The following is an 11,364-nucleotide window of genomic DNA, read 5'->3' as shown; positions in this document are numbered from 1 at the left end:
CCCTGAAGGCCCCGGCCGCCGCCGAGGCCTTCAGGGCCCTGACCGCCACCCCGACCCGGGGCGCCTTCCTCTCTCACCTGATCACCCGGTTTCTGACGCCGGAGGCCGGCCAGGACAAGCCCGCCCACCTGGCCAACCTGGCCGACCGGACCTGGCGCGACCTGCGCAAGGCCCTCGACGTGGTCCGCGCCGACCTGGGCGAGACCGAGATCGTCGCCCTCAACGCCAAGGGCGCCCGGCGCTTCCTGATCGACTGGCGCGACCGCTACGCCGCCACCCCAAAGACCGCCGACACCCGCCTCGAGGCCCTGGCCAAGGTGATAGCCTGGGCCCATGAGCGCGACGAGCTGACCCAGAACGCGCTCAAGCCCCTGCCCCGCCTCTACCGCGTCAACCGCGCCGAGGCGGTCTGGACCAAGCCCGACCTGGTCGCGCTGCTGAAGGGCGCGCCGGCCGACTTCCGCCGCGCCGTGCTGCTGGCGGTGTTCACCGGCCTGCGCCTGGCCGACGTGGTCAAGGTCGGCTGGCAGGATGTGGGCGACGACGCCATCACCTTCCGCACCGGCAAGAGCCGCGGGCGACGGATCATCGTCATTCCCATCACCCCCAAGCTGCGCGCCGTGCTGAAGCAGATCGGGCCCAAGGACGTCGGCGCCATCCTCACCAGCTCGCGGGGCACGCCCTGGGCGGGCTCGGGCCTGCAGACGGCCATGCAGCGCGAGAAGACCGCCAAGGGCATCACAGGCCTGCGCCTGCACGATCTGCGGGGCACGGCGGCCACCCATTTCATCCGCGCCGGCCTGCCGGTGGCCGACGTCGCCCTGATCGTCGGCTGGGATCGCGACCGCACCGCTGCCCTGGCCTCCTACGTCACCGCCGAGGCCGTCGCCGGCGGGATGCTCGAGCGCATTCGGCAAAGCCGCCGGAGCCGCTAGAGACGCCGTTGCGAAGCGCGCGCGGAGCCGCTAGACGAGAACACACCGGGACCACGATTTGTAAACGGTCCCGGCCAACTGTAAACGGTCCCTACTCACGGGCCAGAAACACCAGCGAAAACAACGCGCCGGATTAGCTCAGCTGGTAGAGCAGCGGTTTTGTAAACCGAAGGTCACGGGTTCGAGCCCTGTATCCGGCACCACCGCGCGCTATGGCCGCTTCTTCCCGCTTCGGTAGATCGCCACGAGGCGCTCGCCATCCCAGATTTCGATGTCGTGGCCATCATCGTACTCGGGAAGTTGAGCCATCACCTCGTCGTCGCTCTCTCCGTGGATCGCGAGGCGGTGCAGAACGGCTCCGCGCGTATCGGTGAAAAAGAGATTGTAGGATGTCATCGAGGCCTCCCGTCGTCCGGAGGATATGACCCTCCCGGGCTGGCGGGGAGCTGAGCTCTGGGTGCAGCCACCGTTCATGTGCCTCGGCAATCGCAGGGTGGGGCTTAGAAAAATTTAGCATCCTTGGTTTAGGACTGCGGACCATGTCTGAAGCTGCCTGGGCCGACCGTCGTATTGAACCCCGCGCCCCCACCAGTGATCGGGTGCGGGTCTTCTATGGTCCCGCCCTCGGGTCCTGGTGGGACGCAACCATGCGTGACGTCAGCGTCAGCGGGCTGAAGCTGGAAATTCCGGCGCTCGTGCCCCTGCCCAAGGCGCTGACCGTGCTGCACGTTCCTGACGGCGAGGTGTTCATCGTGCGCGCCAAGTGGCGCAACCACGACATGATCGGCTGCAAAATCCATCAGCGGCACAATCTGGAAACAGAAACCGACCCCGCCTTCGACGCCTTGAAGGCAAGCTGGCGGTCGTTGCGGCCTTAGTTCGGGTACACGACGCATCTCTACTCAGTCGGGTACATGACTCATCAGGTATAGATCGCAGGTCCGCGATTTCCCGCCTACCCCGTCACAATACATGTTAGGTGAAGGCGTTGGGGACGCTGAAGCCTGAATGCTGGATTATCGCATATACTTCCTGGGCGCCAACGGCCGCATCAGCCGCGCGATCGCATTCGAGTGCGAAAACGACGACGCCGCGCTCGAACTCGCTCACCTGCACAGCCACGAACACGCGATGGAGCTGTGGCAACAGGCCCGGATGGTCCACCGCTTTGAGCCCAACGCGCCGGAATAGGCGATCGCTCCCCGCGGGAGACGGTGGACTTTCGGCGCGGCAGCGGACCGACGGTCATCGCCCTGGCCCCTCCGGAAGGATCGACCGCGCAATGTCTGATGCGCAGCGTGCGCGCCCCGCCTGTCGGGAAGATGCTAGGGAAGGCGAATGACCACCAAGCCCATCGAAATCTTCATCGACGCCGACGCCTGCCCGGTGAAGGACGAGATCTACAAGGTCGCCCAGCGCTATGGCCTGAAGACCTGGGTGGTCTCCAACGCCTTCATCATGATCCCCAGGTCGGCGATGATCGAGAGAGTGATCGTCGACGCCGGGCCTGACGTGGCCGACGACTGGATCGCCGAACATGTGGCGCCTGGCGACGTGGCGGTGACCAACGACATTCCCCTGGCCGAGCGGGTGCTGACCGCGGGCGGGCACGCGGTGGCGCCCAACGGCAAACCCTTCACCGAGAACTCCATCGGCGCGGCCATCGCCCAGCGGGCGCTGATGGAGCAGCTGCGCTCCACCGGGGACATCATGGGCGGCCCCAAACCCTTCGACCGCAACGATCGCTCCCGCTTTCTCCAGGCCCTGGACGAGATCATCCAGAAGGAGCGCCGCAAGCGGGGGTGAGTGCTTGCCAATGGCGTCGCTTGGGGTAGCTTGCCGGCCATCCAATCCTGAGAGGGTTTCCCATGCGCCGCCTCGCCCTGACGCTCGCCGCCACCACCGTCGCCGTCATCGGACTTTCGGCCTGCGGCAAGGCCGGCGGAGCCAGCGAGGCTGAGACCGCCTCCGCCCCTGCGCCCGCCGCCGTTCCCGAACCCACGGAGGGAGAGAAGCAGACCCTGTTGGCCGCCCTGCCCGCGCCCTACAACACCGGTGACCTGGCCAACGGCAAGAAGGTGTTCGCGGTCTGCAAGTCCTGCCACACCATCGTACCGGGTGGGGCCAACATGACGGGTCCGAACCTTTACGGCATGTTCGGCCGCAAGCCGGGGACCGCCGAGGGCTACAAGTATTCCGACATCGTGAAGGCGGCGACCTTCACCTGGGATGCCGACCACCTCGACCAGTGGCTGGCCAGCCCCAAGACCTTCATGCCCGGCACGAAGATGACCTTCATGGGCGTCAAGGACGCCAAGGACCGGGTCGACCTGATCGCCTATCTGAAGGTCGAGACTGGCTACCAGCCGCACTAGCGGAGCCGAACGGCGCGACGTGACCGCTCGGAAAACGCGCGTCACTCTCTAGACAACCTTGACGCGCATGTCTGTGCGCCTCACCATTATGGGGTCGGGCTGTTCAAGCATCGACGCCGTCCATCTCGCCCTGGGATCGGCGGCCAGGGATATGGCTTTCCCGCAGAAGCCGTATCAGCGTCGGCGCGACGCCCCCGTCGCCGCCGGCGCATCCATCCCATGATAACCTCTCGGCCTCCCCGCTTCGGCGGGGAGGCCTCTTTCAGACCTACTCGGCGGCGTTGGCGGCGCGGGTCTGTTCGGCATCCTCGAAGGCTTCGATGCGGCGCGCTGCGGCCAGGGGCGACTTCGTGAAGCGGGCCAGCATGTTGTAGAAGACCGGCACGATGAACAGGGTCAGCAGGGTCGTGAAGATGGCCCCGAAGAAGATGACGACCCCGATGGTCTTGCGGCTCTCGCCACCGGCCCCGCCCCAGACGATCAGCGGAACGGCGCCCGCCGCGGCCGAGATCGAGGTCATGATGATTGGCCGCAGACGCAGGGAGGCGCTCTCGATGACCGCCTCGCGGATCGACAGCCCGTCGTCGCGCAGCTGATTGGCGAACTCCACGATCAGGATGCCGTTCTTGGCGGCGATCCCGACGAGGATTATGAGACCGATCTGACTGTAGGTGTTGATGGTCGAACCGGCGACCAACAGACCGAACAGCCCCCCCAGAACCGCCACCGGCACGGTCAGCATGATGACGGCCGGGTGGATCCAGCTCTCGAACTGCGCGGCCAGCACGAGGAAGACCAGCAACAGGGCCATGCCAAAGGCCAGGCCGACGGCGCCGCCCGCCTCAAGATAGTCGCGCGCCGTTCCACCCCACTTCACCGTGGTGCCTGGACGCTTGGCCACCTCGTCCTGGAGGAAGGTCACCGCCTCACCCACGGTATAGCCGGGGTTGAGTTGGACGCTGAGGGTGATGGACCGCAGGCGATCGACGCGCGACCGGTCCGGGGTGTCGCCGCGCACGTGGGTGCTGACCACCGACGACAGGGGCACTGTGGCGCCCGCGCTGGTGCGCACATAGAGGTTGGCGAGATCGTTCTCATTCTGTCGGTTGGCCCGATCGGTCTGCAGGATGACGTCGTATTCCTGGCCGTTGCGGATGTAGGTTGTGACCTTCCGCGACCCGAACATCGTCTCGAGCGCCCGGCCCACAGACTGCGCGGAGACACCGAGGGTGGCGGCCTTGTCGCGGTCGAGATCCACCAGCAATCGCGGCGAGGTCGGCTCATAGTCCAGGCGCGGACGGGCCATGCCGGGATTGGCCTGCACGGCGGTCATCAGCGGCCGGACCAGTCGCTCGATCTCGGCGTATTCGTTGCCCACGACGATCAGGTCGACATTGCCGCCGCCGCCGCCGCCCCGCTGCAGGCTCGGACGGACCGAGGCGATGGCGCGGATGGCCGTGATCTTGGAGAAGTCCCTGTTGAGCTCCGCCGCCAGATCCTGAGAGCTGATCTTGTGCTTGGCGTCGTCCGGCAAGGCGGCGTTGGCGTTGCCGGTATTGAACTGGTCCTGTCCGAACCGCGGGACGCCCAGGGTGTAGCGGCTGATCGTCCCGTCCTTCAGCAGGGCCTGTAGGCGCGCCTCCACCTGCTGCGCGGCCGGCAGGGTGTAGTCGTACCCGGCGCCTTCCGGCCCCTGGATGTTGATGTCCACCCGGCCTCGGTCCTCGTTGGGCACCAGTTCTCGGGGCAGGACAGTGAAGAGCGCGAAGGCGAGGCCCGCCAGCACCACCACCAGGGCCACCGCGGAGACAGAAGCCGCGCGACGGCCCAGCATGGCGTCAAGAGAGGCGTGGTAGGAGTTGCGCAGCCGGGTCATGCCGGCGTCCACACGCCGGGCGATGAAGCCCTCGCCGTGGGCGGGCCGCAGCAGCTTGGAGGCCAGCATTGGCGACAGGCTGAGCGCCAGCAAGGCCGAGAAAGCCACGGCCGCGGTGATGGCCACCGCCAACTCCACGAACAGCTTGCCGATATAGCCCGGCAGGAACATCAACGGCGCGAACACCGAGATCAACACGATGGTGGTCGCCACCACGGCGAAGAACACCTGCCGCGCTCCACGCTGGGCGGCGACGATCGGGGGTTCCCCTTCGTCCACCCGGCGTTGGATGTTCTCCACCACCACGATGGCGTCATCCACCACCAGGCCGATGGCCAGCACCAGGGCCAGCAGGGTCAGCAGGTTGATGGAAAAGCCCAGGGGGGCCAGCACGATGAAGGTGGAGAGGATGCAGATCGGCGCCACGACCGAGGGAATGATCGCCGCCCGCCAGGTGCCCAGGAAGATGAAGTTCACCAGGGCCACGAGGCCCAGGGAGATCAACATCGTGATCCAGACCTCCTGGATGGCGTGCTTGGTGAACACCGTGAAGTCGACGGCGATCTCCAGCTTGGTGCCCGGGGGCAGCGACTTGTTGATCTCCGGCAGCTGGTCGGCGATGCCCTTGGAAATCTCCAGGTCGTTGGCCTGGGACTGACGGGTGATGGCGATGCCCACCATGTCGCGGCCGTTGGAGCGGAAGGTGCGGCGGCGCTCGTCGGGCCCCTCCTCCACGCGGGCGATGTCGCCCAGACGGGTGACATAGGCGTTCTGGCCCTGGTCGGCGGCGCTGACGGCGCCGTCGGCGCCCGCCGTGGTGCCCAGCGCGCCGGCGGACCCGGCGACGCTGCTGGAGGCCGAACTGGCGCGGGTGGCCGACGTGACCGGCAACTCCATGAACTGGGCCGGGGTGGAATAGCCACGGGCCACACGGATGGTGAAGTCCTTGGTCGGCGCTTCCAGCGCACCGGCCGGCAGTTCGAGGTTCTGGGCGTTCAACGCCGTCTCGACATCACTGACGGTGATATCGCGCGACGCCATGGCCTGGGGATCGAGCCAGATGCGCATGGCGTAGAGCTGGCTGCCGCCGAGCCGAACCTGGGCGACCCCTGGAATGGTGGAGATGCGCTCCACAAGGTAGCGGTTGGCATAGTCCGACAGCTGAACGCGGTTCAGCTTGGTGGAGGAGAAGGCCAGGAACATGATCGGCGAGGCGTCGGCGTTCGCCTTGGCGATCTGCGGCGGGTCGGATTGGTCGGGCAGCTGCGAGGTCACGCGGCTGACAGCGTCGCGCACGTCGTTGGCCGCGGTGTCGAGGTCGCGGTCGAGGGTGAAGGACACGTTGATCCGCGATGAGCCGTCCCGCGAGGAAGAGTTCACCCGGTCGATACCCTGAATGCCGGCCACCTGGCGCTCGATCACCTCAGTGATCCGCTCCTCGACGACTTCAGCCGAGGCGCCGCGATAGGTGGTGGACACCGACACCACCGGCGGATCGACGCTGGGCAGTTCGCGCACCGACAACGAGGTGAAGCAGGCGAGCCCCACCACGCACAAGATGATCGCCGCGACGGCGGCGAGCACCGGACGCCGGACGGAGATGTCGGAGAGCATCATGGCGCGGGACGGCGGGCGGCTCCGCCCGCTCCCAGCGGCCGGCCCGAACCCTGTGGCTTCACGGGCTGGTTCGGCTGAATCTTGTTGAGGCCATCACCGACGATGCGGTCGCCGGCGGCCACACCGTCCTTCAGTTCGACGAATCCATCCTGGCGAACACCGGTGATCACCGGGCGCTGCTCGGCCACGACGCCGTCGCCCTGCTTGACCAGCACATAGACGAAGGCGTTTTCGCCCTGGACCGACACAGCCGACTCCGGCGCTGAGAGGCCCTGGCGGCTGCCTTGGGCGACGCCGACCCGCATCATCATGCCGGGCTTCAGCCGGCGATCCGGATTGGGGAATTCGGCGCGGGCGGTGAGCGCGCGGGTCCGCTCATCGATGCGGGTGTCCAGCAGAGCGATGCGGCCCTGAATGACCTCGCCCGGATAGGCGTCGACGCGGGCGGTGACGGCCTGGCCCTGGCGGACGGCGGCGATATAGCGGTCAGGCACCTGGAAATCGACACGGATGGCGCTGGTGTCGTCCAGGGTGACGATGGCCGAGCCCGGATTGATCAGGGCGCCGGGCGTGATGTCGGTGAGGCCCACAACGCCGGCGAAAGGCGCGCGGATCAGCCGGTCGCCCTGGCGGGCCTGGGCGGCCGAGACATTGGCCTTGGCCGAGAGATAGCTGGCTTCGTACTGGTCGATCATGGCCTTGGAGGCAAAGCCCTGCTGCCCCAAGGTCTTGTAGCGGTCATAGGCGCGCTGCGCCTGAACCAGGCTGGCCTGCGCCTGCGCCAGGCCCGCGTCCTGCTCCGTCGCCTTCAGCTCCACCAGTACGGCGCCGCGGGCGACCGATTGGCCAGGAGAGAAGCGCACGCGTTCCACCAGTTGGGTCGCCGCGGCCGTCAAGGTGACCGACTGGCGGCCCTTGGCCACGCCGATGACGTCGATGGTGTCGGTGAAAAGCCGGGACTGAACGATCACGACGGCCACATCGGCCGGACCGCCGCGACCACCCCCGCCACCGCCGCCAGGACGACCACCGCCCGCGCCCTGCGCCATCGCCGCGCCGGGCGGGCCGCCAGGACCCTGCTTCTTTCCAAGGGTCAGCTTGTACGCCCCGGCGACCAACATGAGGATCAGCACAAGGATCGCGCCGGCGAGGAAGAAGTGGCGTCGTAACAAGCGGGGGGACTCCGTCGCCTCGAAAATGCGGGCGGCAAGTGGGATCAAAGTCGAGCGGTCTTATGGTGTGAAATTTGGGCCCGTCCAGTGACAGAACGATGGCTGTACGTGTCTGGCCGGAAATAGAACGCGGTTACACCGTGCAATCGCCGCATTTGATCGACGATAGCCTTTGAATCAACCGCTTAGCGCCAAGAAAAAGGGCGCCGGTCACCCGGCGCCCAAAGACTGTTGTTCTGCGAAATCGTCGCGTGGCGATCAGGCTTCGTAGCCCGGCAGTTCGCGGTCGAGTCGGCGCAGGGCGCCCGGCCAGCCCAGCTTGCCGCCGATGCCACGCATCACCTGGCCCTTGACCTCCATCTGGGCCGCCTCGGGCGCGAACAGCACGTTCTCGCGGCCGGCCGACAGAGCCATGATCTGCATCTGGCAGGCGCGCTCCAGGTAGTACATGCCGGTCCAGCAGTCGGCGGCGCTCTCGCCCACCGACAGGGTGCCATGATTACGCAACAACATCAGAGTCTTGTCGCCGATATCGGCCACCAGACGTTCGCGTTCGTCGAGGTTGAGGGCGATCCCCTCATAGTCGTGATAGGCCAGCCGCGGCAGGACGATGCAAGCGTGCTGCGACAGGGGCAACAGGCCTTCCTTCTGGGCGGCGACGGCGACACCCTGGTCGGAATGCAGGTGCATCACGAACTTGGCGTCTTCGCGGGCGGCGTGGATCGCCGAGTGAATCGTGAACCCCGCCGGATTGATGAAGTACGGAGTCTCCTGCAGAATCTTGCCGTCCAGGTCGATCTTGACCAGGGACGAGGCGGTCATCTCGCCGAAGTACATGCCATAGGGATTGATCAGGAATTGGTGATCTGGCCCCGGAATCCGGGCCGAGATGTGGGTGTAGATCATGTCGTCCCACCCGTAGAGCGCCACCAGCCGGTACAGGGCGGCGAGGTCCACGCGGGCCTCCCACTCCTCGGCGCTGACCTTGCCCTTTAGAGAATTCACGCCTGCAAGCGAACCATCGGCCATGGCGGCCTCCCTCGTCTGATCGTTATGTGATCGTTGGCCACAGGGTCGCGCCGCAGCGCCGCAGCGTCAAGCCGGGGTTGAACTTGGCCCCCCGCACGGTGAAGGTTCGGGGTATGAGCGAACGCAAACTCAGCGGGGTGATCTTCGACGCCGACGGGGTCCTGCAGCACGGGGGACCGTTCGGGACGGAAGACTGGATCTGGCCCGCCCGGCGGCACCGCGACTTCATCACCGGCTTCTATAGCGCCACCCCGCCCGAGGCCCTGGCCGATGTCAGCGCTTTCATCAGCGCCTGCGAACGCGCCCTGGCCGACGCCGGGTGGCCACAGGACGCCGCGACCTATCTGGCGCGCTGGGCCGACGGGCACGTCATCCCCGATCCCGCCATGCTGGAGGACGTGCGGCGGCTGCGGGCGGCTGGCGTCGCATGCTATCTCGGCTCCAACCAGGACGCCTTCTGGGCCGCCCATGTCGAGACCGCCCTCGGCTACGGCCAATTGTTTGACGGCCTGTTTATCTCCTGCCGCCTGGGGGCGGCCAAGCCGCAAACGGCCTTCTTCGAGGCCATGCTGGCGCAGATCCCCTACCCTCGCCAGGAGCTGATCTTCTTCGACGACAAGTCAGCCAACGTCGAGGCGGCCCTGGCCTGCGGCCTGGAAGCCCGCCTGTTCACGGGCCGGGCGCAGTACCTGCGTGACCTCGAAGAGCGGTACGGCCTGGAGCCCTAGGCGACCGGTGCGGCCGATGGTTGCCGATGCAGCGTGCCCTTGAGCTGCTGGGTCGGATACGGCTCCATGGCCAGACGCTCTTGCCGATGCGGGTCACTTTCGGTGTGCGAGGTGGTGTCGAAGAGCATCACCGTGCGCTGGTCCAGGTCGTAGGGGCGCCAGGCCGGGATCGCCGAGGTGTTGGGATCGCCGGTGCGGGCGAAGGCCAGCCAGGCCTGGCTCATCTGGCGCGCCATCGCCGCCGTCTCGTCGCTGGCCTCGCCCACCATGTGGCGCGCCTTGGACACGTTGTCGAACATGAAGGGCAGGTCCAGCGAGTGCGGCGTGATGCGCCGTCCGCCCTCCACCGGCGTCCGCCACATCAGGCGGTAGGACCAGACCGGCCCGGCCCCCTGGGCGGCCTTCAACTCGGTCTGCAGGACGCTGTCGCGCCAGTAGCCCCGCGCCGTGGTGATCTTGAAGAACAACTCGGAGGGCGAGGCGCCGGGGCTCCCGGTCCGGAAAGTCTCGACCAGGCCCGCAATGTCGGCCTCCGGCACGTAGCTCTTGAGCCTCGTCACGAGCCCGGTCTCGTCGAGGCTGAAGGTGGACTCATCGGCGCTGCCCACCTGGTTCGACAGCTCGGTGCGGCAGGTGCCGATCATCATCGGGATCTGGGCGGATACGGCCGGAGCCGACGGGTCCCAGGGGTGGGCGTCAAAAACCACATCGTCGATAGTTGGTGAGAAGCGCGCGGGGTGCTCGCGCATCAGCGCGCGATTGCCCTTCACAAGGTCCACAAAGGGCAGGTCCTGTAGCTTGCGCGCGTCGACCCGGGCCAGGCCGAGATGGGCCAGCAGCCGATCCAGTTGCTCGTTGGCCCGGTCGCGCGGGGTCAGACGCAGGTGCGAGCCGCTCTGGACGATCCCCCGATGGAACAGCCCCTGGGCCCCCTTGGCCGCCATGGAGATGCTCACCTTCCGGCCGCCCCCCGACTGGCCGTAGATGGTGACATTGCCCGGGTCGCCACCGAACCTGGCGATGTTGTCGCGCACCCACTTCAGACCCGCAATGATGTCGAGATAACCGGCGTTCGCGGAACCGGCGAAGTCATCGCCCAAGGCGTCCTGCAGCATGAGGTGGCCGAAGACGTTCATGCGGTGGTTCAGGCTGACGCAGACCACGTCGCCCTTCGACGCCAGATTGACCCCATCATAGAGCATGGAGGAGCCGGACCCGGCCTCGAAGCCGCCCCCGTGCAGCCAGACCATGACCGGCCGGCGGGCTTCATCGGCGCCCGGCGTCCAGACATTGAGGACCAGGCAGTCCTCGCCCATCTCCGGCTTGTTGCCGGGATAACCGCCGTCGGACAGCGTGCTGCGGGTCTGGGGGGCGGTCTGGCCGTAGAGGGTCGCCTCGCGCACGCCGGCCCAGGGCGCGACCGGTTGCGGCGCGCGAAAGCGGTTGGCGGCCCCCGTGGGCGCGCCATAGGGAACGCCACGGAAGATCGACACGCCGCGGAACTGCTCCCCGCGAACCTTGCCGCGGGCCGTTTCGACCACGGCGCTCTGGCCGACGGCCGCGTCCACCCCAAGCGCCATATCGCTGTCCATGACTCACTCCCTCGACCTTAGTTCCGTCATACGGAACGAT

At 67.1% G+C, this 11,364-nt stretch carries 11 protein-coding genes and 1 tRNA gene; 7 read left to right on the top strand and 5 right to left on the bottom strand.

The window, feature by feature from the left end; genetic code table 11:
- Positions 1-935, top strand: a 935-nt coding sequence (locus AAC997_RS14875; RefSeq protein ID WP_340646481.1) for a tyrosine-type recombinase/integrase, incomplete at its 5' end; no start/stop codon positions are given.
- A gap of 127 nt (positions 936-1,062) precedes the next feature.
- A tRNA-Thr gene (locus tag AAC997_RS14870) sits at positions 1,063-1,138 on the top strand.
- A 7-nt stretch (positions 1,139-1,145) separates the two neighbouring features.
- Here the strand turns inward: AAC997_RS14870 and AAC997_RS14865 are convergent.
- Positions 1,146-1,331, bottom strand: coding sequence for a hypothetical protein (locus tag AAC997_RS14865; RefSeq protein WP_340646480.1), 186 nt, complete (start codon positions 1,329-1,331; stop codon positions 1,146-1,148).
- 143 nt (positions 1,332-1,474) lie between these two features.
- Between AAC997_RS14865 and AAC997_RS14860 the strand changes: the two genes are divergently transcribed.
- From AAC997_RS14860 to AAC997_RS14845, 4 genes are all read left to right on the top strand, one after another.
- The gene (locus AAC997_RS14860) at positions 1,475-1,813 is read left to right on the top strand and encodes a PilZ domain-containing protein (protein WP_340646479.1); all 339 of its coding nucleotides are present in this window, start codon (positions 1,475-1,477) and stop codon (positions 1,811-1,813) included.
- A gap of 130 nt (positions 1,814-1,943) precedes the next feature.
- Entirely contained in the window at positions 1,944-2,126 is a 183-nt protein-coding gene (locus tag AAC997_RS14855) for a hypothetical protein (RefSeq protein ID WP_340646478.1), read from the top strand.
- 147 nt (positions 2,127-2,273) lie between these two features.
- Positions 2,274-2,741, top strand: coding sequence for a YaiI/YqxD family protein (locus tag AAC997_RS14850; protein ID WP_340646477.1), 468 nt, complete (start codon positions 2,274-2,276; stop codon positions 2,739-2,741).
- 62 nt (positions 2,742-2,803) lie between these two features.
- Positions 2,804-3,310: a cytochrome c family protein gene (locus AAC997_RS14845; protein ID WP_340646476.1), complete on the top strand. Its 507-nt coding sequence runs from the start codon at positions 2,804-2,806 to the stop codon at positions 3,308-3,310.
- Between the two features lie 268 nt (positions 3,311-3,578).
- On the opposite strand, the gene AAC997_RS14840 is transcribed toward AAC997_RS14845, so the two are convergent.
- The 3 genes from AAC997_RS14840 to AAC997_RS14830 form a co-directional block, all read right to left on the bottom strand.
- On the bottom strand, positions 3,579-6,800 hold the full coding sequence (locus AAC997_RS14840) for an efflux RND transporter permease subunit (RefSeq protein WP_340646482.1): 3,222 nt from the start codon (positions 6,798-6,800) through the stop codon (positions 3,579-3,581).
- A complete protein-coding gene (locus AAC997_RS14835; RefSeq protein ID WP_340646475.1) occupies positions 6,800-7,975 on the bottom strand; it encodes an efflux RND transporter periplasmic adaptor subunit in 1,176 nt (391 codons plus the stop codon). Before AAC997_RS14835 ends, AAC997_RS14840 begins: the two co-directional genes overlap by 1 nt.
- A gap of 258 nt (positions 7,976-8,233) precedes the next feature.
- Entirely contained in the window at positions 8,234-9,004 is a 771-nt protein-coding gene (locus AAC997_RS14830) for a class II aldolase/adducin family protein (protein WP_340646474.1), read from the bottom strand.
- A 113-nt stretch (positions 9,005-9,117) separates the two neighbouring features.
- On the opposite strand from AAC997_RS14830, the gene AAC997_RS14825 reads away from it, so the two are divergent.
- On the top strand, positions 9,118-9,732 hold the full coding sequence (locus AAC997_RS14825) for an HAD-IA family hydrolase (protein ID WP_340646473.1): 615 nt from the start codon (positions 9,118-9,120) through the stop codon (positions 9,730-9,732).
- On the opposite strand, the gene AAC997_RS14820 is transcribed toward AAC997_RS14825, so the two are convergent.
- On the bottom strand, positions 9,729-11,324 hold the full coding sequence (locus AAC997_RS14820) for a carboxylesterase family protein (protein WP_340646472.1): 1,596 nt from the start codon (positions 11,322-11,324) through the stop codon (positions 9,729-9,731). The two genes, AAC997_RS14825 and AAC997_RS14820, sit on opposite strands and share 4 nt — an antisense overlap.
- Between the last annotated feature and the right edge of the window lie 40 nt (positions 11,325-11,364).

It is taken from the genome of Phenylobacterium sp., assembly GCF_037968635.1.
In the GTDB taxonomy this organism is placed as follows: domain Bacteria; phylum Pseudomonadota; class Alphaproteobacteria; order Caulobacterales; family Caulobacteraceae; genus Phenylobacterium.
Note: the sequence above shows the minus strand (reverse complement) of the source record. Positions and strands in the feature narration are given on the sequence as shown.

What these genes read in the sequence shown, in the direction of transcription:
- AAC997_RS14850 (WP_340646477.1), top strand. Translation starts at nt 2,274, where the DNA reads ATGACCACCAAGCCCATCGAAATCTTCATCGACGCCGACGCCTGCCCG.
- AAC997_RS14820 (WP_340646472.1), bottom strand. Translation starts at nt 11,324, where the DNA reads ATGGACAGCGATATGGCGCTTGGGGTGGACGCGGCCGTCGGCCAGAGC.
- AAC997_RS14860 (WP_340646479.1), top strand. Translation starts at nt 1,475, where the DNA reads ATGTCTGAAGCTGCCTGGGCCGACCGTCGTATTGAACCCCGCGCCCCC.
- AAC997_RS14825 (WP_340646473.1), top strand. Translation starts at nt 9,118, where the DNA reads ATGAGCGAACGCAAACTCAGCGGGGTGATCTTCGACGCCGACGGGGTC.
- AAC997_RS14855 (WP_340646478.1), top strand. Translation starts at nt 1,944, where the DNA reads ATGCTGGATTATCGCATATACTTCCTGGGCGCCAACGGCCGCATCAGC.
- AAC997_RS14845 (WP_340646476.1), top strand. Translation starts at nt 2,804, where the DNA reads ATGCGCCGCCTCGCCCTGACGCTCGCCGCCACCACCGTCGCCGTCATC.
- AAC997_RS14840 (WP_340646482.1), bottom strand. Translation starts at nt 6,800, where the DNA reads ATGCTCTCCGACATCTCCGTCCGGCGTCCGGTGCTCGCCGCCGTCGCG.
- AAC997_RS14865 (WP_340646480.1), bottom strand. Translation starts at nt 1,331, where the DNA reads ATGACATCCTACAATCTCTTTTTCACCGATACGCGCGGAGCCGTTCTG.
- AAC997_RS14830 (WP_340646474.1), bottom strand. Translation starts at nt 9,004, where the DNA reads ATGGCCGATGGTTCGCTTGCAGGCGTGAATTCTCTAAAGGGCAAGGTC.